At 67.1% G+C, this 24577-nt stretch carries 26 protein-coding genes; 15 read left to right on the forward strand and 11 right to left on the reverse strand.

Annotated features, from left to right (window positions below; translation table 11 throughout):
• Positions 1 to 16: 16 nt before the first annotated feature.
• The 6 genes from ACWKSV_RS12135 to ACWKSV_RS12160 all read left to right on the forward strand — a co-directional run bounded on the left by ACWKSV_RS12135 (position 17) and on the right by ACWKSV_RS12160 (position 6257).
• Positions 17 to 1156 (forward strand): site-specific DNA-methyltransferase, encoded by a 1140-nt coding sequence (locus ACWKSV_RS12135; protein ID WP_056435719.1) that lies wholly within the window; start codon positions 17 to 19, stop codon positions 1154 to 1156.
• 150 nt (positions 1157 to 1306) lie between these two features.
• The gene (gene folP / locus ACWKSV_RS12140) at positions 1307 to 2362 is read left to right on the forward strand and encodes a dihydropteroate synthase (protein ID WP_191864648.1); all 1056 of its coding nucleotides are present in this window, start codon (positions 1307 to 1309) and stop codon (positions 2360 to 2362) included.
• Positions 2363 to 2401: 39 nt separating this feature from the next.
• Positions 2402 to 3163, forward strand: a complete 762-nt coding sequence (locus ACWKSV_RS12145) for an exonuclease domain-containing protein (RefSeq protein ID WP_076714026.1) — start codon at positions 2402 to 2404, stop codon at positions 3161 to 3163.
• 78 nt (positions 3164 to 3241) lie between these two features.
• Entirely contained in the window at positions 3242 to 4756 is a 1515-nt protein-coding gene (locus ACWKSV_RS12150; RefSeq protein WP_076714028.1) for a sensor histidine kinase, read from the forward strand.
• Positions 4757 to 5200: a response regulator gene (locus ACWKSV_RS12155; protein WP_076714029.1), complete on the forward strand. Its 444-nt coding sequence runs from the start codon at positions 4757 to 4759 to the stop codon at positions 5198 to 5200.
• A 10-nt stretch (positions 5201 to 5210) separates the two neighbouring features.
• Positions 5211 to 6257 carry a sensor histidine kinase gene (locus ACWKSV_RS12160; RefSeq protein WP_076714031.1) on the forward strand — a complete coding sequence of 349 codons (1047 nt, stop codon included), beginning with the start codon at positions 5211 to 5213 and terminating at the stop codon, positions 6255 to 6257.
• Positions 6258 to 6507: 250 nt separating this feature from the next.
• Here ACWKSV_RS12160 and ACWKSV_RS12165 read toward each other — a convergent pair whose 3' ends face one another.
• Together ACWKSV_RS12165 and gyrB are read right to left on the reverse strand one after the other, a co-directional pair.
• On the reverse strand, positions 6508 to 7257 hold the full coding sequence (locus tag ACWKSV_RS12165; RefSeq protein WP_076714033.1) for a class I SAM-dependent methyltransferase: 750 nt from the start codon (positions 7255 to 7257) through the stop codon (positions 6508 to 6510).
• A gap of 125 nt (positions 7258 to 7382) precedes the next feature.
• Entirely contained in the window at positions 7383 to 9875 is a 2493-nt protein-coding gene (gene gyrB, locus ACWKSV_RS12170) for a DNA topoisomerase (ATP-hydrolyzing) subunit B (protein ID WP_056435735.1), read from the reverse strand.
• Positions 9876 to 10070: 195 nt separating this feature from the next.
• On the opposite strand from gyrB, the gene ACWKSV_RS12175 reads away from it, so the two are divergent.
• The gene (locus tag ACWKSV_RS12175) at positions 10071 to 10454 is read left to right on the forward strand and encodes a hypothetical protein (RefSeq protein ID WP_076714035.1); all 384 of its coding nucleotides are present in this window, start codon (positions 10071 to 10073) and stop codon (positions 10452 to 10454) included.
• A gap of 236 nt (positions 10455 to 10690) precedes the next feature.
• On the opposite strand, the gene recF is transcribed toward ACWKSV_RS12175, so the two are convergent.
• The 3 genes from recF to ACWKSV_RS12190 all read right to left on the reverse strand — a co-directional run bounded on the left by recF (position 10691) and on the right by ACWKSV_RS12190 (position 13763).
• Entirely contained in the window at positions 10691 to 11734 is a 1044-nt protein-coding gene (recF, locus tag ACWKSV_RS12180) for a DNA replication/repair protein RecF (RefSeq protein WP_483666923.1), read from the reverse strand.
• 153 nt (positions 11735 to 11887) lie between these two features.
• Positions 11888 to 13003 carry a DNA polymerase III subunit beta gene (dnaN, locus tag ACWKSV_RS12185; RefSeq protein ID WP_056435738.1) on the reverse strand — a complete coding sequence of 372 codons (1116 nt, stop codon included), beginning with the start codon at positions 13001 to 13003 and terminating at the stop codon, positions 11888 to 11890.
• A 151-nt stretch (positions 13004 to 13154) separates the two neighbouring features.
• On the reverse strand, positions 13155 to 13763 hold the full coding sequence (locus ACWKSV_RS12190; protein ID WP_076714037.1) for an outer membrane protein: 609 nt from the start codon (positions 13761 to 13763) through the stop codon (positions 13155 to 13157).
• A 145-nt stretch (positions 13764 to 13908) separates the two neighbouring features.
• On the opposite strand from ACWKSV_RS12190, the gene ACWKSV_RS12195 reads away from it, so the two are divergent.
• The 3 genes from ACWKSV_RS12195 to rlmN all read left to right on the forward strand — a co-directional run bounded on the left by ACWKSV_RS12195 (position 13909) and on the right by rlmN (position 16381).
• The gene (locus ACWKSV_RS12195; protein ID WP_076714039.1) at positions 13909 to 14553 is read left to right on the forward strand and encodes a histidine phosphatase family protein; all 645 of its coding nucleotides are present in this window, start codon (positions 13909 to 13911) and stop codon (positions 14551 to 14553) included.
• Positions 14550 to 15014 (forward strand): hypothetical protein, encoded by a 465-nt coding sequence (locus tag ACWKSV_RS12200; protein ID WP_076714041.1) that lies wholly within the window; start codon positions 14550 to 14552, stop codon positions 15012 to 15014. The genes ACWKSV_RS12195 and ACWKSV_RS12200 overlap by 4 nt, the downstream gene beginning before the upstream one ends.
• 158 nt (positions 15015 to 15172) lie before the next feature.
• Complete coding sequence (gene rlmN / locus ACWKSV_RS12205) at positions 15173 to 16381, forward strand: dual-specificity RNA methyltransferase RlmN (RefSeq protein ID WP_042485348.1); 1209 nt, start codon at positions 15173 to 15175, stop codon at positions 16379 to 16381.
• A gap of 135 nt (positions 16382 to 16516) precedes the next feature.
• Here rlmN and ACWKSV_RS12210 read toward each other — a convergent pair whose 3' ends face one another.
• The 3 genes from ACWKSV_RS12210 to ACWKSV_RS12220 are packed head-to-tail and all read right to left on the reverse strand — an operon-like array spanning position 16517 to position 19260.
• Positions 16517 to 17743: an SAM-dependent methyltransferase gene (locus ACWKSV_RS12210; RefSeq protein WP_076714043.1), complete on the reverse strand. Its 1227-nt coding sequence runs from the start codon at positions 17741 to 17743 to the stop codon at positions 16517 to 16519.
• Between the two features lie 18 nt (positions 17744 to 17761).
• A complete protein-coding gene (locus tag ACWKSV_RS12215) occupies positions 17762 to 18517 on the reverse strand; it encodes a molybdopterin-dependent oxidoreductase (protein ID WP_076714045.1) in 756 nt (251 codons plus the stop codon).
• Positions 18514 to 19260 carry a cytochrome b/b6 domain-containing protein gene (locus tag ACWKSV_RS12220; protein WP_076714047.1) on the reverse strand — a complete coding sequence of 249 codons (747 nt, stop codon included), beginning with the start codon at positions 19258 to 19260 and terminating at the stop codon, positions 18514 to 18516. Before ACWKSV_RS12220 ends, ACWKSV_RS12215 begins: the two co-directional genes overlap by 4 nt.
• Before the next feature lie 25 nt (positions 19261 to 19285).
• Between ACWKSV_RS12220 and ACWKSV_RS12225 the strand changes: the two genes are divergently transcribed.
• From ACWKSV_RS12225 to ACWKSV_RS12240, 4 genes are all read left to right on the forward strand, one after another.
• Positions 19286 to 19909 (forward strand): flavin reductase family protein, encoded by a 624-nt coding sequence (locus ACWKSV_RS12225; RefSeq protein ID WP_076714049.1) that lies wholly within the window; start codon positions 19286 to 19288, stop codon positions 19907 to 19909.
• Positions 19910 to 20009: 100 nt separating this feature from the next.
• Positions 20010 to 20477: a hypothetical protein gene (locus ACWKSV_RS12230; protein ID WP_076714051.1), complete on the forward strand. Its 468-nt coding sequence runs from the start codon at positions 20010 to 20012 to the stop codon at positions 20475 to 20477.
• A 77-nt stretch (positions 20478 to 20554) separates the two neighbouring features.
• Positions 20555 to 20917, forward strand: coding sequence for a DUF3617 domain-containing protein (locus ACWKSV_RS12235; RefSeq protein WP_172839599.1), 363 nt, complete (start codon positions 20555 to 20557; stop codon positions 20915 to 20917).
• Positions 20918 to 21210: 293 nt separating this feature from the next.
• Complete coding sequence (locus ACWKSV_RS12240; protein ID WP_191864649.1) at positions 21211 to 21663, forward strand: hypothetical protein; 453 nt, start codon at positions 21211 to 21213, stop codon at positions 21661 to 21663.
• Here the strand turns inward: ACWKSV_RS12240 and ACWKSV_RS12245 are convergent.
• The 3 genes from ACWKSV_RS12245 to ACWKSV_RS12255 form a co-directional block, all read right to left on the reverse strand.
• Positions 21645 to 22403: a sulfite exporter TauE/SafE family protein gene (locus ACWKSV_RS12245; RefSeq protein WP_056435770.1), complete on the reverse strand. Its 759-nt coding sequence runs from the start codon at positions 22401 to 22403 to the stop codon at positions 21645 to 21647. The genes ACWKSV_RS12240 and ACWKSV_RS12245 overlap by 19 nt on opposite strands.
• A gap of 145 nt (positions 22404 to 22548) precedes the next feature.
• Positions 22549 to 22953, reverse strand: a complete 405-nt coding sequence (locus tag ACWKSV_RS12250) for a hypothetical protein (protein WP_083706511.1) — start codon at positions 22951 to 22953, stop codon at positions 22549 to 22551.
• Complete coding sequence (locus ACWKSV_RS12255) at positions 22950 to 23381, reverse strand: protein tyrosine phosphatase family protein (RefSeq protein ID WP_076714055.1); 432 nt, start codon at positions 23379 to 23381, stop codon at positions 22950 to 22952. The genes ACWKSV_RS12250 and ACWKSV_RS12255 overlap by 4 nt, the downstream gene beginning before the upstream one ends.
• A 157-nt stretch (positions 23382 to 23538) precedes the next feature.
• Here ACWKSV_RS12255 and ACWKSV_RS12260 point away from each other — a divergent pair, with 157 nt between their 5' ends.
• The gene (locus ACWKSV_RS12260; protein ID WP_076714057.1) at positions 23539 to 24564 is read left to right on the forward strand and encodes a YncE family protein; all 1026 of its coding nucleotides are present in this window, start codon (positions 23539 to 23541) and stop codon (positions 24562 to 24564) included.
• Positions 24565 to 24577: the final 13 nt, after the last annotated feature.

The raw sequence follows: 24577 nt of genomic DNA on the forward strand, positions 1-24577 counted from the left end.
AGAAGGAACGGGTAGCATGGGGGTGATCCAGACGGTGGGAAAGCCGATCGGGACGCGGCCGGTATCGGCGCACCGCGAAAGCGACCTGCCGCTCGACCAGATCCTGATGGGCGATTGTATCGCGGCGCTCCGCTCGCTGCCCGATAAGTCGGTCGACATGGTCTTTGCCGATCCGCCCTATAACCTCCAGCTCGGCGGCGAGCTGTTCCGCCCCGATGGCAGCCATGTCGATGCCGTCACCGACGCCTGGGACAAGTTCGACACCTTCGCCGCCTATGACGCCTTCACCCGCACCTGGCTGGCGGAATGCTACCGCGTCCTGAAGGACAATGGCTCGCTCTGGGTCATCGGCAGCTATCACAACATCTTCCGCGTCGGGACCGCGGTGCAGGATCTGGGCTTCTGGATCCTCAACGACATCATCTGGCGCAAGTCGAACCCCATGCCCAATTTCAAGGGCACCCGCTTCACCAACGCGCATGAAACACTGATCTGGGCATCCAAGGGCGAGAAGGCGAAATACACCTTCAACTATCGCTCGATGAAGACGCTGAACGACGAGATCCAGATGCGCTCGGACTGGGAGTTCCCGATCTGCGGCGGTCAGGAGCGGCTGAAGAAGGATGGGCACAAGGTCCATCCGACCCAAAAGCCCGAGGCGCTGCTCTATCGCATCCTGCTCGCCTGCACCCGGCCCGGCGACGTGATCGCCGATCCGTTCTTCGGCACCGGCACGACCGGCGCGGTCGCCAAGCGGCTGGGTCGCCGCTGGATCGGGATCGAACGCGAGCCGACCTATTGCGCCGCCGCGATCGAGCGGATCGAGGCCGCCCTGCCGCTCGACGAAAGCGCGCTGGCGACGATGCAGAGCCCCAAGGCGCAGCCCAAGGTCGCGTTCGGGACGCTGGTCGAGAATGGCTATCTGCTGCCCGGCATGCCGTTGATGGATGCCAAGCGCAAATGGCGCGCGACGGTGCGCGCGGACGGATCGCTGCTGTCCGAATGCGGGCAGGCGGGGTCGATCCACCGGCTGGGTTCGGTATTGCAGAACCGGCCGACCTGCAATGGCTGGACCTTCTGGCATTATGAGCTGGAAGGCGCGCTGAAGCCGATCGACGCGATGCGCCAGACCTGGCTGTTGGCGACGCAGCCGTAAAATGCTCCTCCCCGGCACGGGGAGGGGGACCGCCGCGAAGCGGTGGTGGAGGGGGATCGCCGCAGGGGACGCCCCTTGTGGAAGCCCCCCTCCGTCAGGGCTTCGCCCTGCCACCTCCCCGCGCCGGGGAGGATTTTAGGAACCATCCCCATGCACCTGCGCCCCGTCCAATTCGTCGACACCCCCGTGGGACTGGAAGACGGCAGCGTCGCTCGGCTGGCGGGCGGGATGCAGTGGTTCGCCGCCTATGAGGTCCGCGAAGGCGCGCGCCGCCGCATCGTCCCCATCGCGCGCTTCGCGGAGGAACTCGGCGGCTCCCCCCGCGCCCGGGCGCTGCATGCCGCCTTCACGTCGCCCCGTGCGCCCTGGGTCATGGGTCCGCGCTCCCTGCGCTTCGACCAGCCGCAGGTCGCGGCCATCCTGAACGTCACCCCCGACAGCTTCTCGGACGGCGGCAAGCATATCGGCGACCCGGCTGCCGCCGCCGACAGCGGCATGGCGATGGCGGCGATGGGCGCGGCCGTCATCGACCTGGGCGGCGAGTCCACCCGCCCCGGTGCCGCGACCGTCTGGGAAGGCGACGAGGTCGCGCGCACCGCCCCCGTCGTCGAACGGCTGGCCAAGGGCGGCGCGCTGGTCTCGATCGACACGCGCAAGGCCGCCGTGATGGAGGCCGCGCTGGCGGCGGGCGCAGGGATCGTCAACGATGTCGCCGCGCTTCTCTGGGACGACCGCGCGCTGGAGGTGGTGGCCAAGGCGGGCTGCCCCGTCATCCTGATGCACTCCCCCGACCCCGACAAGGGCGGCCATGGCCGTGTCGGTTATGCCGATGTCCTGACCGAGGTGTTCGACTGGCTGGAGGCGCGGGTCGCGGCGGTCGAGGCGGCGGGGGTTCCCCGGTCGCGGATCATGGTCGATCCCGGCATCGGCTTCGGCAAGTCGCTGGCCGACAATCTGGCGCTCATCAACGGCTTGGCCATCTTCCACGGCCTGGGCTGCCCGATCATGCTGGGGGCCAGCCGCAAGCGGATGATCGGCGCCCTGTCGAACGAGGCCCCGGTCGATGCGCGGCTCGGCGGATCGCTGGCGCTGGCGATCAAGGGCGCGGAAGCGGGGGTCCAGCTGATCCGCGTGCATGACGTGGCGGAAACCGTACAGGCGCTGCATGTCTGGCGCGGCCTGCGCGACCGCGCGCTGATCGGATAAGCCCTCGCTTTTCGGGGCTCGAACGCCCACATAGGGGCGATGCAGCGTCCCCAGCCTCAGATCATCCGCGTCATCGACCTGGAGACCACCGGACAGGCCCCGCCCACGCACGGCGTGTGCGAGATCGGCTGGCAGGATGTCGCGCTGGGCAAGGACGGCCGCTGGGAGCTGGAGGGCGAAGGCGGCAGCATCCTGGTCAATCCCGGCCGCCCCATTCCGCCGATCACCCAGGCCATCCATCATATCCTGGACGAACAGGTCGCCGACGCTCCCTGGTGGCATGACGTCGCGCGCCGCGTGCTCGACCCCTGGCCGCGCCGCCTGGCGCTCGCGGCGCATCGCGCCGATTTCGAGCAGCAATATTGCACCCCGGCCATGACCCAGTCGGCCGACTGGATCTGCACCTGGAAATGCGCGCTGCGCCTGTGGCCCGACAGCCCCAGCTTCTCCAACCAGGTGTTGCGTTACTGGCGCAAGCCGCACGGACTGATCCATGAGCGCGGCCTGCCCATCCACCGCGCCTTCCCGGACGCCTATGTCACCGCGCATCACCTGCGCGACCAGCTGAACGAGGCGAGCCTGGCGCAGCTGCTGGAATGGTCGCGCAGTCCGGGGCTGTTGCCGCGTGTCCGCTACGGCCCCGATCGCGGCAAGGACTGGCGCGAGATCGACGAGGACTCGCTGATCGGCTTCCTCAGCGACCGCGATCCGGATGTCCGATTCACCGCCGAGACCGAGATGGCGCGGCGGCGTGGCGGCGGCCATGTCGGGCGGCCCAGCCCCCAGGAACTGCTGCTGTAATGCCATGTTTAATTGATACCGTAATGCTGACGTAACGGCTCTGGCGTCGCTGCTTTTCCTTCGATAAGGCATGGCGCCATGCAGGGGTCTCCCACGCTCGCACCGGCCGAAAATCCCATCGGCCGCATTCTGGTCGCCGCCATGGCGATCGGCTTTCTGGCGCTGCTCGTCGCGGCGGGCGCGGCCGGTTATGTCGTGCGCCAGACGAACCGGCACAGCGACTGGGTCATCCACACCTACCGCGTCGAAGGCGTCCTAATCGAAGTGCGCCGTCTGGCCGAGCAGCAGGAGACCGCCCGGCGCGGTTACATGCTGGCGGGCACCCCGGCCTTTCTGAACAGTTTCGAGCGCGCCCATGCCGAGCTGGCCCCGCAGGTCGACGAACTCCGCCGCCTGACCGCCGACAATCCGCGCCAGCGCGCGCCGATGGCGATGGTGGAGCAGCGCCTCGCCGATCTCGACGCCGCGCAGCGCCAGACCAACGCCCTGGTCCAGCAGGGGCGCGGCGCCGATGCCCTGCGCCAGTTCCGTGCCGACAGCGGTTTGCTGCGGATGCAGAAGCTGCGCCACGTGTTCGATGCGATGGCGCGCGAGGAACGCCGCCTGCTGGCCCTTCGCGATGCCGAGCAGGTCGCCAGCCGCCAGACCTTCTCCACCGTCATGGCGATCGCCGCGTTGCTGTTCCTGGCGGTCGTCGCCGTCTCCTTCCTGACGATCCGCCGCTACACCCGCGACCTCCACCGTTCGCGCAGCGCGCTGGCGGTGCTCAACGCCACGCTGGAGGATCAGGTCAAGGAGCGGACCGCCGACCTCGCCCTGGCGAACGAGGAGATTCAACGCTTCGCCTATATCGTCAGCCACGATCTGCGCTCGCCGCTGGTCAACGTCATGGGCTTCACCGCCGAGCTGTCGGCCGCGACCCAACCACTGGCGGAGCTGATCGACCGCGCCGAGTCGGAGGCACCGCAGATCGTGACCGAGGAAGCCCGACTGGCGGCGCGCGAAGACCTGCCCGAGGCGATCGGCTTCATCCGCACCTCGACCGCCAAGATGGACCGGCTGATCAACGCCATCCTGAAACTCAGTCGCGAAGGCCGCCGCGTGCTCGCGCCCGAGATGATCGCGCTGGACCAATTGGTCGAACAGATCACCGATGCGATCCGCCACGTCATCGACGATCGCGGCGTCACCGTGACGATCGAACGACCGATGCCGGTCGTCGTCAGCGACCGCATCGCGCTGGAACAGATTCTGTCCAACCTGATCGAGAATGCGACCAAATACCGCCACCCGTCGCGCCCCGCCGAGGTGCATGTCTCCGCGCAGGAGACGCCGGGTCGGGTGATCGTGGCGGTGCGCGACAATGGCCGGGGCATCGACCCGCGCGACCATCAGCGCATCTTCGATCTGTTCCGCCGTTCGGGCCAGCAGGACCAGCCGGGCGAGGGTATCGGCCTGGCCCATGTCCGCGCGCTCGCCTATCGCCTGGGCGGTACGATTTCCGTCGAATCTCAACTGGGTCAAGGCGCGACCTTCTTCCTGTCGCTACCCCCCGCCCTTTCCATCGCCCCTCCCCTCCAGGAAAGTGCCTGAATGAACGACCATCGCTCCGTGGGCATCGTCATGATCGAGGACGATGAGGGCCATGCCCGCCTGATCGAGAAGAATATCCGGCGCGCCGGTATCCTGAACGACATTCGTCACTTCACCGACGGCACCACCGCGCTGGAATATCTGTTCCATGCGCCCGACGGCCCGGCCAAGAGCGGCCCGGCGCTCGTCCTGCTCGACCTGAACCTGCCCGACATGAGCGGCACCGACATTCTCGCCAGGATCAAGGACGAGAACAGCCCGCTGCGCCGCGCGCCGGTCGTCGTGCTGACCACCACCGACGACAAGGTCGAGATCCAGCGCTGCTACGATCTGGGCTGCAACGTCTATATCACCAAGCCGGTGAACTATGAGAATTTTGCCCAGGCCATTCGCCAGCTGGGCCTGTTCCTGTCGGTGATCCAGGTGCCCGAGGTCGAGGGCTGAACGCCCCGTCATGACGACCGGCGCGGCCCCCCGCATCCTCTATATCGACGATGACGACGCGCTGCGGCGGCTGGTGTCGCGCGCGCTGGGGCGGCATGGCTATGACGTGGCGTCCGCCGCATCGGGGGCGGAGGGCGTCGCGATGGCTGGTGCGGGGACGGCGGAGGGCGGCTTCGATCTGGTCGCGGTCGATCATTATATGCCGGGGATGGACGGCCTGGAGACGCTCGCCGCGATCACCGCGCTGCCCGACCCTCCCCCCGTGGTCTATGTCACCGGATCGGACGAGGGGCGCATCGCCGTCGCCGCGCTGAAGGCCGGGGCGGCGGATTATGTGGTGAAGACGGTCGGTGAGGACTTCTTCGACCTGCTCTCCGCCAGCTTTGCACAGGTGCTCGACCGCGCCCGGCTGGAGCGGGCCAAGGCGGCGGCCGAAGCCGAGTTGCGCGCCACCAATGCCCGGCTGGAGGCGATGCTGAGCGAGGTGAACCACCGCGTCGCCAACTCGCTGCAACTCGTCTCGGCGATGATCGGGTTGCAGAAGGGCGTGCTGACCGACCCCCGCGCCCGCGACATGCTGGAGGACACCCAGCGTCGCATCCGCGCGATCGCGCAGGTGCACCGGCGGCTCTATACCGCCAATGACGTGGAACAGGTCGACCTGCGCGACTATTTGGGGTCGCTGATCGAGGAATTGGGGGAAAGCTGGTCGAGCGATGCCCTGCCCCGCACCCTGACCCTCTCGGCCGAGCCGATCCGGGTGAAGACCGACCGCGCGGTGTCGATCGGGGTGATCATCACCGAACTCGTCACCAATGCCTGCAAATATGCCTATCCCGATGGCGGAGGCGAGGTGCGGATTTTCGTGAATGAGGCCGATGGCCATTGCGTGCTGACCGTCGAGGATGACGGCTGCGGCATGGCGGCGGACCAGAAGCCGCAAGGCACGGGACTGGGCGCGAAGCTGATCCGGGTGATGGCGCAAAGCCTGCAGACGGCAGTGGAATATGACCCGGCGCATAGAGGGGTCCGGGCGGTGTTGCGGGTGCCGGTCTAGGTCTTGCGGTTTCGTCCGGTCCGTGGCCTTCGACTTCGCTCAGGCTGAACGGTTATCGTGGAAGAGCTGCTCCCTCGCTCCGTTCAGCCTGAGCGAAGTCGAAGGCCAAGTCCTGCCCTCTCCGCGCATCACGCCCCCCCCCGTTTACGAGAGGGGATGGGGGGAGGGAACGCCACAAGCAACCGACTTTACGAGGCACCCGCTCTCCCCAAACCCCTCCCGCCTGCGGGAGGGGCTTAAGTCTTCGACCTCAAGGCTTGCGGAACTTGTAGACGAACTGGTCCGTCCGCCCGCGAATGGCGGGATCGAACACATTCTTCGAATGATCGTCCGCCGGATTGCGCAGCACCTTGCTCTCGCCGGCGAAGCGGAAGCCGACCGACTGGACCTGCCGCTTCACCGCCTCGGGATCGATCCGGTGCGTCGTGTTGGTGTTGGCCAGCCCCTTGCCCACCGTATCGGCATGGTCGATGATGACATAGGTGCCGCCGGACTTCAGCAGCTTGAACACCGCCTGATCGAAGGCGCGCAGCGCCGGTTCGGCCGCATCCTTGTTGGCGACGTCATGGTAATTCTGGACGGTCCAGAACAGGTCGACCGGCTTGTCGGCGGCGGGCAGGTTGACCGCCTGCACCTGCGCGGTCGCATTGGGCAGGTTCCAGCCCTGGATCATGCCCAGCGACTTCTCCGCATATTTCTGCCCGGCGGCGGGCCAATAGGCATAGACATGGCCCTTCGGCCCGACGACGCCCGAGAAGATACGCGTCCAATAGCCCTTGCCCGGCAGGTAATCGATCACCGTGTCGCCGGGCTTCAAACCCGAAAAGGCGAGGACGGCAGCGGCCTGGCGCCGTTCGTCGTCCCCCGCCTGATCGGCGCGCGCGGGGTCGACCAGCGCAGCGGTGATATAAGCCGGGACCTTGGCCGGAGCGGCAGGCTTTTGCTGCGCCACCGCGACGGTGCCCGCCGCCAGCATCAGTCCCAGTGCGATCGCCTTCATGCCTGCTCTCTCCTGATTGACGGGTCATTCCCCCCGCTCCGTTCAGCCTGAGCGCAGTCGAAGGCCACCCGATTCCCTTAGGCTTCGACTTCGCTCAGCCCGAACGGAGGGCGGAATAATTTGGCTTACACGTCCAGATTCGCCACGTTCAGCGCATTGTCCTGAATGAACTCGCGACGCGGCTCGACCACTTCGCCCATCAACCGGCTGAACACCTCGTCCGCCGCCGCGACATCGTCGGAGGTCACGCGCAGCATCGAGCGGACCGCCGGGTCGAGCGTGGTTTCCCACAGCTGTTCGGCATTCATCTCGCCCAGACCCTTATAGCGCTGGATCGCCAGCCCCTTGCGGCCCGAGGTCAGGATCGCCTCCAGCAGCTGGCTCGGCCGTGCGACGCGGGTTTCGCCGCGTGCCAGCGTCGTGGCGTTGCCGTCCTCATCGGTCGGCACGACATCGGCCGACGGCTCGGTCGCGGCATGGCGCAGCGGCACCAGCTTGGCGGCATGGGCGAAGCTCTCCGCCTGTTCGGCGGCCAGCGTATGCAGCTTGCGCGCTTCGGCCGAGGCGATGAAGCTGGCCTCAACGATATGGTGGTCGGTCACGCCGCGCCACAGCCGCTCGAAATGCACACCGCCATCTTCCGTAAGACGCGCCGACCAGCGCGCCTCGTGATCGCCCGACTCCAGCCGCCGCGTGGTTTCGACCACCGTCGCCATGCGCTGCTCGCGGGTCAGCACGGGGTCGAGCGCGCCGGCTAGCGCCAGCACCTCGATGATCGAGGCATCGTAGCGGCGCGGCACGTACCGCATCAGGGTCCGCATCCGCCGCGCATGATCGACCAGCGTCTTCAGGTCGTTGCCCGACCGCGCGCCGCCCGCACCCTCCAGCACCATCGTGGAGACACCCGCCTCGACCAAATATTCGTCGAGCGCGGTGTCGTCCTTGAGGTAAACCTCCGACCGCCCCTTGGTCGCTTTGTAGAGCGGCGGCTGGGCGATGTAGAGGTGCCCGCGCTCGATCAGTTCGGGCATCTGGCGATAGAAGAAGGTCAGCAGCAGCGTGCGGATATGCGCGCCGTCGACGTCTGCGTCGGTCATGATGACGATCTTGTGGTAGCGCAGCTTGTCGGCGTTGAAATCGTCGCGGCCGATGCCGGTGCCCATCGCCTGGATCAGCGTGCCGATTTCCTTGGACGAGATCATGCGGTCGAACCGCGCGCGCTCGGTGTTCAGGATCTTGCCGCGCAAGGGGAGGATCGCCTGGAAATGGCGGTTGCGCCCCTGCTTGGCCGAACCACCGGCCGAGTCACCCTCGACCAGGAAGAGTTCGGACTTGGCGGGATCGCGCTCCTGGCAATCGGCCAGCTTGCCGGGCAGCGAGGCGATGTCCATCACGCCCTTGCGCCGGGTCAGCTCGCGGGCGCGCTTGGCCGCCTCACGCGCCGCCGCCGCGTCGATCACCTTGGCAATGATCGCACGGGCGTTCTGCGGGTTTTCCTCCAGCCAGTCGGCCAGCTTGTCGGCGATCAGCGATTCCAGCGGCTGGCGCACTTCGGAGGAAACCAGCTTGTCCTTGGTCTGGCTGCTGAACTTCGGATCGGGCAGCTTGACCGAGACGATCGCGGTCAGGCCTTCGCGCATGTCGTCGCCGGTCAGCGTGACCTTCTCCTTCTTCAGGAGGCCCGACTTGTCGGCATAATTGTTGAGCGTACGGGTCAACGCCGCGCGGAACGCCGCGATATGGGTGCCGCCGTCACGCTGCGGGATGTTGTTGGTGAACGCCAGGACGTTCTCATAGTAAGAATCATTCCACTCCAGCGCCACGTCCATGCCGATCGCATCGCGCTGGCCATGGATGGCGATGGGCTCGGGGAAGAGCGGCGACTTGGAGCGGTCCAGCCACTTCACGAACGCGGCGATCCCGCCCTCATAATATAATTCCACCGTCTTGGGCTCTTCGTGCCGCGCATCGGTCAGGAACAGGCGCACGCCCGAGTTGAGGAAGGCCAGCTCGCGATAGCGATGTTCGAGCTTGGCGAAGTCGAACTCGGTGATCTTGAACGTCGCGGGCGACGGCAGGAAAGTGACGCGGGTGCCCTTCTGCCCCGGCTCGGCCTTGCCGACGACCTTGAGCGGCGCGACCGCATCGCCATGGGCGAAGCGCATGTAATGCTCCTCGCCGTCGCGCCAGATGGTCAGGTCCAGGAACTCGGACAGCGCGTTCACCACCGACACGCCGACGCCGTGCAGACCGCCCGACACCTTGTAGGCGTTGTCGTCCGACGTGTTCTCGAACTTGCCGCCCGCGTGCAACTGGGTCATGATGACCTCGGCCGCCGACACGCCCTCTTCGGGGTGGATGCCGGTCGGGATGCCACGGCCGTTATCGGTCACGCTGACCGAGCCGTCGGCGTTCAGCTGGATGTCGATGCGGTCGCAATGCCCCGCCAGCGCTTCGTCGATCGCGTTGTCCGAAACCTCGAACACCATGTGGTGGAGGCCCGAGCCATCGTCGGTGTCGCCGATATACATGCCCGGCCGCTTGCGCACCGCGTCGAGGCCCTTCAGCACCTTGATCGAGGAGGCGCCATATTCGTTCGTCTGGGGGGTATCTGCCATAGCGAGTATATAGGAATTACAGGCCCTCAGGGAAAGCGAAATGGGAGGGGCGGCGGCCCTTTCGCCCACCCTTGCGCCGGGCGGCAAAACCCGGCGGTAACACGTCGTTCGTGACGCCGATTTCATGCCCCGATCGGGAGCCCGACGCCGCCTTTGCGCGTATCCCGATCCCGCTTCTTGGCATCGGAGACGGCGATGACCGGCAAGGCCTTACTCCTCCCCATCCTGCTGGCGACGCTCGCCGCCGCCCCGCTTTCGGCGCAGTCGTTGCGGCAGGACTATCCCAGTTGCGACCTGACGCAGCAGCGCGCTCTCAAGGGGCCGGTCGGCGGCACGATCCGCGATCCGCGCCAGGCGCATATCGCGATGCGCGCCAATATCCTTCAGGCGGATATCGGCACCGCACGAAAGGCCCGTCGCCTGTCGCAGAATGAGGCCCAATCCTTGTGGAATGCGGTTGCGCGGGTGCGGCACGATGCGACCCGTTTCGTGGCGAAACAGGGATTTTTGAGCGCGGGCGAGACGGCGAGCTATGACCGGGCACTGGACGGGGTGGCGATGCGGGTCTGTCGCGGGTGATGGTCTCTATGAGACCCCGAGCCCTCCCCCATCCCCTCCCGCCTGCGGGAGGGGTGCGTTACCGGGCGACGTTCAGCATACTGAGAAACGGCGTCCTACCATATCGCCGAGGCACGCCCCTCCCGCAGGCGACTTTCAGGTCAGTCATGCCCCCGGCATGACTTAAACGATGCTGGGCATCGTTTACCTGAAACTGGGATGGGGGAGGGTCCGGTGTCTCACCGAGCCCCGCCCCCTCAAAACTCCACCCGCGTCGCCTCCCCGGGCACATCGGTGAACAGCCCGGGCTCGGTCCCGGTCATCCACACCTGCCCCCGCCCGGCCAGCCGCTCGAACAGCGCGGCACGGCGCGAGGGATCGAGATGCGCTGCCACCTCGTCCAGCAGCAACACCGGGGGCAGCCCGCGTTGCTCGGTCACCAGATCGGCATGGGCGAAGACGATGCCCAGCAGCAGCGCCTTCTGCTCGCCCGTGGAGCACAGCGCCGCCGCCTGCCCCTTGGCCACATGCGTCACGGAAAGGTCGGCCCGGTGAGGCCCGACCAGCGTCCGCCCCGCCGCCGCATCGCGCCGGCGCCCCATGGCCAGCGCATGGGCGAATGCCGCCGGGTCGACCGCCTCCCCCTCCAGCGCCAACGCGGCCCGAGCGAACACGCTGTCGGGCGCCTCCTCCAGTCTTTGGTCGAGCGCCGCCACCGCCGCCACCCGCGCGGCATCGAGCGCCGCGCCATGCTCGACCATCCGTGCCTCCAGCGCGCTCAGCCAGTCGGGATCGACCGGACCGTCGCTTGCCAGCAGCCGGTTGCGCTCACGCATCGCGGCGTCATAGCGCGTCGCGTGCATCCCGTGCGCCGGGGCCAGCGCCAGCACCAGCCGGTCGAGGAACCGCCGCCGCTCGGACGCGGGCTCGACGAACAGCCGGTCCATCGTAGGGGTCAGCCACAGGACGGACAGCCAGTCGGCCAGCGCATTGGCGCTTGTGGCCGCCCCCTGCACCCTGACGACCCGCCTTTCGGGCGCGGAGGCCAGCGCGCCGGTTGCGATCTCGACATCGCCATCGAGCGTCGCCGCGACGCCGAATCCGCCCTTGCCCCCCTGCCGCGCCATCGCCGACAACGCGGCGCGGCGCAGCCCCCGGCCGGGCGCGAGCAGCGACACCGCCTCCAGCACGTTGGTTTTCCCCGCGCCGTTTTCGCCGGTCAGCACGACGAACCCCGCCGCCGGTGACAGCGCAAGGTCGGCATGATTGCGGAAATCGGTGAGGACCAGGCGGGTGAGCATCATGTCCGCCTTAAACGATCCTCCCCAGCATGGGGAGGTGGCAGGCCGAAGGCCTGACGGAGGGGGGCATCCACAAAGGACGCGCCGTGCGGCGATCCCCCTCCACCACCCTGCGGGTGGTCCCCCTCCCCGCAAGCAGGGAGGATTTGAGTTTTACACCCGCATCGGCATCAGCACGTACAGCGCCGGTGCCTTGTCATTCTCGCGGATCAGGGTCGGTGCGGCGGCATCGGCCAGGTGGACCTCGACCAGGTCGCTGTCGATCTGCGCCAGGATGTCGAGCAGATAGCGGCTGTTGAAGCCGATCTCGAAGCCCAGCGAGGTGTACTCGCCCGGCACCTCTTCCGAAGCGGTGCCGTTCTCGGGACTGGTCACCGACAGGGTGATCCGGTCGCGGTCCAGCGCCATCTTCACCGCGCGGGTCTTTTCGGTCGCGATGGTCGACACGCGGTCGACGCCCTGCATGAACGCCTTGGGGTCCAGCTTCAGGATCTTGTCGTTCGCGGTCGGGATGACGCGGCTGTAATCGGGGAAGGTGCCGTCGATCAGCTTCGAGGTCAGGATCGCCTGGCCCAGGTCGAAGCGGATCTTGGTGCCCGACAGCGACACGCCGACCGAGCCGTCCACTTCGTCGAGCAGCTTGCGCAGCTCGCCCACGCACTTACGCGGCACGATCACGTCGGGCATGCCCTCGGCGCCGTTCGGGCGCTCGATGGTGACGCGCGCCAGACGGTGCCCGTCGGTGGCGGCGGCCTTCAGCACGGGGGCACCGTTGTCCTCGGCGACGTGCAGGAAGATGCCGTTCAGATAATAGCGCGTCTCTTCGGTCGAGATGGCGAAGCGCGTCTTGTCGATGATCTGCTTGAGCAGTTCGACCGGCAGCTCGAACTGGGTCGGCAGCTCACCCTCGGCGATGACGGGGAAGTCGTCGCGCGGCAGCGTGCCGAGCGAGAAGCGGGCGCGGCCCGCCACGATGGTCATGCGGCCTTCGGCGGCGGTCAGCTGGACCTGCGCGCCCTCGGGCAGCTTGCGGGCGATGTCGAACAGCGTGTGAGCCGACACGGTGGTCGAACCCGGCTGGTCGACGGCGGCGGCGACGCTGTCGTTGATCTGCAGGTCCAGGTCGGTCGCCATCATGCGCAGCTGGCCCTCGGCCGTCGCCTCCAGCAGCACGTTGGAGAGAATCGGAATCGTGTTCCGCCGCTCCACCACCGACTGGACATGGCTCAACCCCTTGAGCAGCGTTGCGCGTTCGATCGTCGCCTTCATTTCCTGATCCCCCGCCGGAACGACCGCATGGTCCCCGAGTCCGAATGATAAATGGCCTTGGTTCCTACCCGCCAAGAAGGGGCCGAAGCAAGGCTCCGACCCCTCTTACACTGGGAGTAAAACCACCGTTAATGTGGAAAAGAATCCCAGCTTAGAAGCGCAGGCCCAGACCTGCCATCAGCTGGTGGCGGTTCGGATTGATGCCGACGCCGTCCAGTTCGTCATAATGCGAATAGCGATATTCGCCCTTTACGAAGGTGTTGGGGCTGATCGCATATTCCAGACCGGCGCCCAGGCGATAGCCGCCGACTTCCTGCGAATTGACGGTGGTGACGCCCGCCGTGGTGTAGCGCGCATCGAACTTGGCGTTGGTGTAACCGGCCTTCAGATAGCCCATCGCGACCGGCGAGATGACATAGCCGACGCGTGCACCGGCATAGAGGTCACGGCCCGCGCCCAGGCGGAACTCGTCACCGGGCACGCGGATGCCGCTGCTGCGCGTGTCCGAGCTGCTGCCCGAAATCTCGCCCTCGGCACCCAGGATCACGGGGCCTGCCGGAAGGTCGTAACCGATCGCGGCGCCATAGAGCAGGCCGTCGCTCGAACTCTTGTCCTGACCCTGACGATCGTTGAGGCTGTCATAGCCGATCAGGCCCTCGACGCGGAAACCCGTGAAGGGCTGTGCGGTCTGGGCGGCGGCGGGGGCCGCGGCGGCGATGGCTGCCGAGGTCGCCAGGGCGGCGAGCATGAGCTTACGCATACACTATACTCCATTACTGTACCGGCCGCCGTTACATTCGGCGGTTGCGGCACTAATGACGCGAAAGCCCAGGCGTTGCATGAACCTCAGCTAAACAGGAAAAAGCGTTGCATGGAGGCAACAGCCGGGACAGGGATGGCGGGTCATGACGCCCCTGCACGCACCGCCCGCCCGGAAAGGCCGCGACTATATAGCCCGACATGGCGAGACGGTGTTCAACCGGATCGGACGTATCCAGGGCGACCGGGTCGATCTGCACACCCCGCTGACCCGCAAGGGATTCGCGCAGGCCGAGGCGATCGGCGAAGCGTTACGCGAACGGCTGGGCGAATCCCCTGCCCTGACCCTCTGGTCCTCGCCCACGGGCCGCGCGCTGCAGACGCTGGCGGTGATCGCCGAGCATCTGGCGCTCGACTGGCATGAAACACGGCATGATGGGCGGCTCATCGAACTCGGTTTCGGCAGCTGGGGCGGGCAGGATTTCGCGGCGCTGAGTGCGATCCACGGCTCAATCGTCCATCCGCACGGCATGGCGGTCGGCGCGCCGGATGGCGAACGTTATGCGGCGATGGCGGCACGGCTGTCGGCGTGGCTGGCGGATACGGCCGAGCATGACGGCGACCGGCTGATCCTGATGCACGGCCTGTCGAGCCGGGTGCTGCGCGGGCTGATGCTAGGCTTGCCCGACGATTCGCATTGCGGCGTGCCGGTGGCGGAACGCCTGCCGCAGGGGTCGATCGTGATGATCGAGGGCGCCGCCGAAACGGTGATCCACCGGGCTTGCCCATGAAGCGGCTGGCGCTGTGCCTGGCACTGGTCGCCGCGCCGGTTGTCGCGCGCGAGACGATCGGCATCTACAAGGGCTGGGGCGCGTTTCGCGATCCCGACCGGTGCTACGCCATCGCCAGACCGGTGCTGGCGAACGGGCGGGTCGGCGGCTTTGCCAGCGTCGGCACCTGGCCCGCCAAGCGCCTGCGCGAATCCTTCCACGCGCATCTCAGCAGCCCCCGCGACCGCGCCGCCGCCGTCACGCTGGCGATCGGCGAGCGCCGCTTTCCGCTGGTCGGCACGACCCAGGACGTCTGGGCACCCGACGCGGCCACCGACCATGCGCTGGTCATGGCGATACGCTCCGGCCGCAGCATGAGCGTCTCCGCCGTCGACCCGCGCCACCGGCCCTTCGCCGATACCTATGCGCTGGCGGGCGCGGCAGCGGCGATCGATGCCGCGACCTTGGCGTGTGTGGGGTAAAAGTTTTCCTCCCCTGCAAGGAGAGGTGGCGCGCGTAGCGCGTCGGAGGGGTATCCCCCCTCTCGATAGCGGGACACCCCTCCGTCAGGCCTGCGGCCTGCCACCTCCCCTTGCAGGGGAGGATAGAAATCTCCGCAATTTTGCGCTATGGGCAGCGCATGCAGACAGTTTCGGCCGCCCTCATGCCCATTCCGGGGCACATCGATCCCGTGCCCGTGCCGCGCGGCGTGCAACCGCGTCCGGATGGTCGCGTCGACCTGATCGGCCTGACCAAGGACCAGCTGCGCGAGGCTTTGCTGTCGGGCGGCATGGAGCTGAAGCAGGCCAAGCTGCGCTCCAAGCAGATCTGGCACTGGCTCTACAATCGTGGCGCGACCCGTTTCGCCGACATGACCGACATCGCCAAGGCGCAGCATCCCTGGCTGGAGGAACGCTTCGTCATCGGCCGTCCCGAGGTGGTCGAGGCGCAGGTGTCGAACGACGGCACACGCAAATGGCTGCTCCGCTCGGCCGACGGGCAGGATTACGAGATGGTGTTCATCCCCGACGCCGATCGGGGGACTTTGTGCGTCTCGAGCCAGGTCGGCTGCACGTTGAACTGCCGTTTCTGCCACACCGGCACGATGCGCCTCGTCCGCAACCTGACGGCGGGCGAGATCGTCGGGCAGGTCATGCTCGCGCGCGACTCACTCGGCGAATGGCCCAGCCAGCCCGAGGGGCGGATGCTGACCAACATCGTCATGATGGGCATGGGCGAGCCGCTCTATAATTTCGATGCGGTGCGCGATGCGCTGAAGCTGGTGATGGACGGTGACGGCCTCGCGCTGTCGAAGCGTCGCATCACCCTGTCGACCAGCGGCGTGGTACCGATGATGGCCCGCGCGGGGGCGGAGATCGGCGTGAACCTGGCCGTGTCGCTCCACGCCGTGACCAAGGACGTGCGCGACGAACTGGTGCCGCTGAACAAGAAATACGGCATCGAAGAGCTGTTGCAGGCCTGCGCCGACTATCCGGGTGCCAACAATGCCCGACGCATCACCTTCGAATATGTGATGCTGAAGGACAAGAACGACTCGGACGCCGATGCGCACGAGCTGGTCCGGCTGCTGCGCCATTACGACCTGCCCGCCAAGGTGAACCTGATCCCGTTCAACCCCTGGCCCGGCGCCGATTACGAATGCTCGACGCCGGAGCGGATTCGGCGCTTCTCCGACATCGTGTTCGAGGGTGGCATCTCGGCGCCGGTGCGCACCCCGCGCGGGCGCGACATCGACGCGGCCTGCGGCCAGTTGAAGACCGCCGCCGAGAAGAAGAGCCGCGCGCAGCTCGACCGCGAGGCGGAGGAGAAGTTCGCAGCTTTGGGTTGAATCGCTCCTCCCCGGCACGGGGAGGTGGCAGGCCGCAGGCCTGACGGAGGGGGGCTTCCTCATAGGACATCCCTTGCAGAACGCCCCCTCCACCACCGCTTCGCGGCGGTCCCCCTCCCCGTGCCGGGGAGGATTTTAATCCCGCAGCGCGCGTTCGCCCTCGAACATGTAATCCCGCGTGACCGGCACCGAGAGCCGCCCACGCGTCAACTGCACCTGAAAGTTGCACAGGCCGCCATTGCGGAACGCCGCGCCCGCACCCGCCAGATAGAAGAGCCACATCCGATAGAAGCGCTCGTCATACAGCTCGACGATGCGGTCCTTCGCCGCCACGGTCCGGTCGTACCAGATGTCGAGCGTCCAGCCATAATGGCAGCGCAGCACCTCGACATCGGTCAGGAACATGCGCAGCCCCTCCTGCGCGCGGACGATCTCCGACAGGGCGGGATTGTAGCCGCCGGGGAAGATGTACTTGGTCGTCCAGTCGTCGGTGACGCCCGGCCCGTTCAGCCGCCCGATCGTGTGGAGCAGCATCACGCCGTCCTCGGTCAGCAGGTCGCGGCACTTGCGGAAGAAGGTCCGGTATTGCGGCGGGCCGACATGCTCGAACATGCCGACCGAGACGATGCGGTCGAACTGCCCTTCCACCCGGCGATAGTCGATCAGCTCGAACTTCACCTTGTCCGATACGCCCAGCGCCTCGGCACGCGCGCGCGCGACCTTCAACTGTTCCTCGGACAGGGTGACGCCCAGCACTTCGGCGCCGCATTTCTGGTGCAGGTAGAGCGCCATGCCACCCCAGCCGCAACCGATGTCGAGGACCTTCATCCCCGGCTCGATCGCCAGCTTGGCGGCGATATGCGCCTTCTTGTCGCGTTGCGCCCGCTCCAGATCGTTCTTCGGATCGGTGAAGTACGCGCAGCTATATTGCTTGTCGGTGTCGAGGAAGAGTTCGTACAGCGTGCCCGACAGGTCGTAGTGATGGGCGACGTTCTTCTTCGACCGGCGCTCCATGTTGATCCGGTCGATGCGGTGCTTGATCGCGCCGGCCGCCCGGACCAGCCGCGACGGGTTCAGGTTCGCGCGGCCCGCTTCCCATTTGTCATTGGCCGTCAGCAGTTCGACCAAGTCGCGGACATCGCCCTTCTCGACGACCAGGCGGCCGTCCATGAAGGACTCTCCCGCCGCCAGTGCAGGGTTGCGGACGATCTGCCCCGCGACCGACGAGTCGGTGAAGCGGATCGCGACATCGGGATAACCGGGTTCGGGCGAGCCGAACTCGCGGACCTTTCCATCATGATGGGTGAGGGTCAGGCGGCCCTTGCGGACCGCGCGCGACAGAAAGAGATCGATCAGCGCCATATGGCACCGCCTAGTGCCTTAAATTCCCGCATACCAGTCATAATCGACGTGATCTTCCCAGTATCCGCCCTTGCCCAAACCTATGTTATCCAAGCTTTCTACTGCATCGATCCGCATCAGATACTTGGCGTGCTTATATCCCAGCTGCCGCTCGACGCGCAGCCGCAAGGGCGCGCCATGGCCGATGTCGAGCATCCGCCCGTTCATGCCCCAGGCCAGGATCGTCTGGGGATGGAAGGCGTCGATCAGGTCGAGCGATTCGTAATAGGGCTGTCCGCCGTACAGGTCGGCACAGGTGAAGACGACATAGCGCGCCCGCGTGCTGATATCGGCGGCCTTCAGGATCGTGCCCAGCATCGGCCCCATCCACTCGCCGATCGCGCTCCATCCCTCGACACAGTCGTGGCGGGTGATCTGACGCCGCGCGGGGAACTCGCCGATCTGGCGCAGCGACAGCGACAGCGGCTTGGCCACCAGCCCGCCGACGGTCAGCCGCCAGTTCTCGAACCGGTTGGCGGCGAGTGCGGCATATTCGGGCGTGCCCGGGTTGCGCGTGCCGTTGGTGCGGAAGACGGGCGACATCTGGTCGCGGCGATATTCGGGGGCCAGCGCGCCCCGGTCCATCAGCGCGCGTTGCAGCCCCTTCTGCATATCCTCGCCCGCGAACAGGATTTTCCGCGCGGTCGGCTGCTGGATCACCTGGTCGCAGCCCGCCAGAAGCAGTCCGGCGCCGCCGGTCAGGATGGTACGACGCCCAATCAATCCGGCGGTCATTCGGGAACCCTCCAGCGGCCGGTGATCATAGACCGCATCTCGTTGAACGGCCCGGCCAGGATGACCAGCGCCAGATGTACGATGGTGAACAGCGCCAGCAGCGTCGCCGTGATGAAGTGGATCGACCGCGCCGATTGCCGCCCACCCAGCAGATCCAGCACCCAGGGCCAGGCCGCATTCATGCCCGGCGACAGCGCGATGCCGGTCAGGATGGCGAGCGGCAGGGCGACGAACAGCACCCCCGCATAACTCAGCTTCTGGAACAGGTTATAGGCCCGCGGATCACGCTCGTCGTGAAAGCGAAGGGCCAGATGCCGCCGAAAATCCGCCCAGATTGCACGCGGCCGAAGCTCCCAACCCCGGATACGCAGGTCGCGCTGGAAATGCCGCGTGACCAGGCCGCCGATCATATAGGCGAGCAGCCCGAACCCCAGCACCAGCGCGAAGAACAGATGCCAGCGCCGCGAGATTGCCAGGTTGTAGGGTGCCGGAATGGTCAGCCAGGCCGGAAAGTGCGGCAGGCTGGCCCAGGCGTGATCGAAATTCGCGCCGTAACGCCCCCAATAGAGCCGGGGATGCGCGTTGGAGATGCCCAGCCCAGATCCCAGCAGGATCAGCACCGCGACCGCATTGACCCAGTGCCAGATGCGCGTCACCCAACCGTGGCGACGGATGACGGCGCCCGGTGGCTCCAGGAGCGACTCCGGGGCTCTTTCCGGCTCGGTCGGCGTTCCGGCTTTCATCCACACTCCCTTTCGGTGACCATCCATGATCGACAACTGGCATTTCTACGAACCCGTCAACGGTCATGGACTGGCGCATGATCCCTTGAACGCGATCGTCGCGCCCCGCCCGATCGGCTGGATCGGCAGCCGATCGGTGCAGGGCGTCAACAATCTGGCACCCTACAGCTTTTTCAACGTCTTCAACTACCGTCCGCCGCTGATCGGCTTTTCGTCGCAGGGGTGGAAGGACTCGGTCGCCAACATCGCCGAGACCAAGGTCTTCACCTGGAACCTCGCCACCATGACGCTGGCGCAGGCGATGAACGCCAGTGCGGCGACCGTGCCTGCGGAGGTGGACGAGTTCGCGCTGTCGGGCGTGACGGCGCAGGACGGACAGTTGGTCGACGCCCCGCGCGTGGCGGAGAGCCCGGTATCGTTCGAATGCCGCCTGACCCAGCTGATCCGGCTGGAGACCCAGGAGGGCCGCGAGCTGGACCAGTGGCTGGTCATCGGCGAGGCGGTGGGCATCCATATCGCCGCCGACCTGATCGAGAACGGTATCTACCAGACCGCCCGCGCCCGCCCCATCCTGCGCGGCGGGGGACCGGTCGATTATTTCGAGGTGACGGAGGCGGCCCGCTTCGAAATGCGGCGCCCCGACGCCTGATCCAACCGTCCGAACGGGGCTGCAAAGGATTTCCGTAATCGTATACGGCTTTGTAACCCTCGGGCACGATAGGGGGGTCGATGTTTTCAGAAGGCCCACCATGCTGACCGAGCTTCGGGAGCATCACGCCGCGCTGGCCCGCTGGCTGGATGCCCATCGCAACCTGTGCGCCGCCGCGCCGATCGATTACCAGGCCCTCCGCCATGTCCGGTGGCAGATCGCGCTCGTCAGCCGGAAAAGGCTCGCCTTTCTGACGGACACGGTCTTTCCCTTGGCCGAAGCCCATGCCGCGCTGAAAGCGGCCGCCGGGCTACTGACCCTGCGCAACGAGACTCCGGCCTATGGCCGGGCCCTGTCGGCCTTCATTGCCCGCTGGCCGATGGAGGCGGTGATGGAAGCGCCGGCCGCCTATGCCCACGCGGCCGACGCCTGTCGCCGCGATGCCGACAAGCGGCTCTTCGCGGAGGAACGCCATCTGCGGCTGTTGCTGACCGAAGTCGAATGGCAGCCGGGAGGCGTGTTTCCCCCATCGGCGGATCAGATGGCGGCGGCCGCGACCGCCTTCTGACCGCAACCCGAAACCCATCCATGTGTTGGTGTGGCACAGGCGGAACGGCCATCGATATCCGCCGGGCAACATGGGAGGTGAAGACCCAGGTCAGCGACCTGAAGATGGCGAACATGCCCAAGGGCGTCAGCCCGACGCCGCCCGCCCAGACCAACAGCATCTGCCTGACCGCCGAACAGGCCGCCAAGGGCCCCGCCGAATTGCTGAAGCAGGCGCAATCGGACTGCGCCGTCAAAAGCGCGACCTTCGAGAGCGGCAAGGTCGAAAGCGAACTGACCTGCAGGATGCCCGGCGACATGACCATGCACAGCAAGGCGAAGGGCAGCTTCACCGCGACCCGCTTCACCACCGATCAGATGGAGATGACCGGCGCCCATCCGATGTCGCAAAAGGTCGATAGCGAGGGCCGCCATATCGGCGCCTGCGACGGCGCGGAGTGATCCTCAGCCAGGCCGGAATGGCGGTATTCGGCCCGGCGACCCGCTATCCCCCCATTAAACTTTGATTTAGATCAATATGCCACAATGCCGTCATTAGGAGGCATTGATGATCCGATAATATGACAATTTCCATCGTCACCGCGGAGGGCAACGATTCCGGGTTACGATGACCATCAAGAAAGGCCGGGGGGCCTATCCTGTTCATAATTTATGGGATCGCACGGACATCGCCGGGGTGGGCTGATGGAGGGCAACCGTCGCATGCGATCGCAACTATATCGAAGGCACGCCCCATGCTGACCGAATGGCTCGAATTGCGCGACGAACTGGTTCGCGTGATGACCGAACACCGCGCCCTGTGCAACGCGCCCAAGCCCGATGCCGTCGCGCTCAGCCGCAGCCGCTGGCTGCTTTCCAACGCCAGCCGTCAGCGGGCGAGTTGGCTGATGCGCAACGCGAACCCGACCGCACAACGATTGGCACACACGACCGGCGGTGCCGCCTGGCTCGCGGTACAGGCGACCATGCCTGCCTATCGCCAGCGTATATCCGGCTTTCTTTCGAGTTGGCCGCTCGAAGAGATCATCGCCGACTGGGACGGATATCGCCGTGGCTGCGCCGAGTTGCGCACCGATATCGCAGCATGGCTGCGCGACGAGGAATTCGGGATCCGGGCGCTGGCGGCGGAACTGGAAGCGGAGTCCCTGCCCCCGATCGCCATCGCGCGTCAGGCATATCCCCGATAGAAGAACACCGCCGTCGTCACCGTCGTCAGAAGGAGCGTCCAGCCCCGGATGAGCCCGGCGGGCAGCCTGCGCCCGATCAGCGCGCCGCTCCATCCGCCGACGATGCCACCCGCCAGCATGGGCAGGCACTGCGCCCAGGCGACCATGCCCGTCGCCACGAAGACCAGCGTCGCCGCCGCATTGGCGGTGGCCAGCATCAGCGTGCGCGGTGCGGCGAGCTGCGCCGGGTTGCGCCCCGAGAGCAGCCCCCAGGCGGCGGTCACCATCATGCCGATGCCGCCACCGAAATAACCACCATACACACCCAGCACCGCCTGCGCCCCCATCAGCGCGCGCGGCCCCGGCCGGGCGATCCGCGCCAGCCATTCCGAGGCATGCCGTCCCCCCGCGATCGCGATCGTCGCGGTCAGCAGCAGCCAGGGCACGATCAGGTCGAAGGCGCGTGGTGGCGTCAGGAACAACAGGATGCTGCCCAACAGCGCAAAGACGAAGGTCAGCGCCGCCATCCGCCGCATCGACACCCCCATCACGGGTTCCAGCCCATGACGATAGGCCCAGACGCTCGCCATGGCGGCAGGCTGGAGCGCGACATTGGAGGTGGCGTTGGCGATGGTCGATGGCAGACCCAGCGCGATCAGCGTCGGCATGGTCGAGAAACTGCCGCCCCCCGCCAGCGCATTCATCGCGCCCCCGACAAAGCCCCCGGCAGCGGCGAGCGCGAGAAAGGTCCAGTCGATCATGTCGGGGAATGCCCCTCCACCATCCTTCGGATGGTCCCCCTCCCCATCAAAGATGGGGAGGACTTATCTTCAATCCTCCCCAAGCTGTGCTTGGGGCGGGGAACCGCCCGGCGCAGCCGGGTGGTGGAGGGGCCAGCCCCCACCCTCAACGCGGGGCCAGACGCCGGATGTCGAGCACGTCCACCCCGGCCAGCATCACCGGCCCGAAACGCCCCTCAACCTCCGCGACGATGCCTTCGGCGCTCGAACGCACCCGCGTCCATGGAATCTCGCGCACCGCGATCCGGCGGCCATGCAGCTTGAGCGCCGCGACCCGGCCATCGGTCGCCACCACCAGCGCGCCCTGGCCATCGGCACCGACCACGGCTCCCGCGACGGTAAAGCCCGTCAGCGCCGCCTCGGCCGCCGCCGCGACATCCTCGGGCGAGCCGATCCGGCGATCGCGACGGCGCGAGCAGAGCCACGCGATTCCCGCCCCGCCCAGCGTCACGCCGACGCCCAGCCCGGCCAGCGCCCCGGTCGTCACCGTGCCGACGAGCGGCAGGATCATCCGGCGTTGCCTGCCAGCGCGTCCAGCGTCGGGCGCAGGCCGGACAGGTCATAGCCCGCCCCTTCGGCCTGCATCACGATCAGGGTCGGGTTGCGCCCGGCCTTGGCCGCCGCCAGCGCCCACAGATTGCAGCTGCGCGTGCCCGACCGGCAATAGGCCAGCACCGGGCCCTTGGCCTCAACCAGCGCCTGGGTCATCTGGTCGACCATCTCATGGCTGAACCCGCCGGGCGTCACGGGGATGGCGGTATAGGCCAGTCCGTGATCCTCGGCCGCGGCGCGAATCGAATCGCCGGTCGGCTGGCCGGGCTCTTCGCCGTCGGGACGGTTGTTGACGATGGCGGCATAGCCCGCCGCCTTGATCGCGGCGACGTCCTCGGGCCGGATCTGGGGAGCGACGGCGACGCTTTCGTTGATGGGGCGGATCATGCGGTTCACCTATTCAATGGGCCGTTTCACCGCAACCGGTGGCGGGCCTGCTTTGTCGGAAAAGACGCATCAGTTTCGCATCGGGTCCGACGTACGGCGGAACATACGGCCCCGCGCCACGTCTGGCTGTCATCCCCCTTTGTTCAGGAGCCGCCCCATGCCGCCGATCGATCGCCGTCAGGGCCTGTGGAGCCTGGCCGCGCTGGGCGTCGCCTCCGCCCTTCCCCTCGCCTGGGCACGGCGGGCGCAGGCGGCGGCTCCGCAGCGCGGCGTGCTGGCGGTCGTCGAAAAGGGCACGGGCGGCGTCGTCTCCTACCGCGTGCCCGATGGCGAGCGGCTGGGCCAGGTGCCGCTGGGCACGCAGCCGCACGAGATGGTCGCCGATGCGGGCGGCCGCTTCGCCTATGTCGGCGGGTACGGCGTGAAGGGCTGGCAGTTCGGCGGCGAGGGCGGGCATCAACTCTGGGTGATCGACCTGGAGGGACGCAAGCTGGCGCGCACCATCGACCTGTCGCCGCACCGCCGCTGGCACGGGATGCGGATGGACGCGAAGGGGCGCCTTTATGCCCTGTCCGAGACCGACAGCCTGCTCGCCCGCTTCGACACGCCCGCCAGTGCCGACAGCCCCGACCGAATGATCCCGGTCGGCGGCGCGCGCAGCCATTATTTCGTGGTGAAGGCCGACGGCAGCCGCGCCTATGTCGCCGACACGATGAGCGGCACCGTCATCATGGTCGACCCCGACGATGCCAGCTTCGCGCCCGTCAAACAGCATATCGGCAAGGCACCCGAGGGTCTGGCGCTCAGTCCGGACGAGCGGACGCTCTATGTCATCGACCGCCCGGCGGGCATGCTCCACGCGCTCGATGCAGTGACGCTGCGCCCGCGTGCCCGCACCACCCTGCGCGGCGAGGCGGTGCGGGTGGTCGTGCAGGCAGACGGCCGGTTGATCGTGTCGAACACCGCCGACAAGAGCCTGACCCGCCATTCCCCCGCCACCCTGGCCGAGGAAGCGCGGCTGCCGCTGCCCGCCGCCGCGCCGGGGCTGAACCTGCCCGCCGGGGGCTCGATCCTGTATGCCGCGCTGGAGAATAACCGGATCGCCATCATCGATCTGGCGGCGTGGAAGGTCACCGGCGGCTTTGCGACCGGCGACGCGCCCGACACCGCCGTCCTTCTGTAATGGCACCGACCCT

It is taken from the genome of Sphingomonas sp. SphC10, assembly GCF_057004845.1.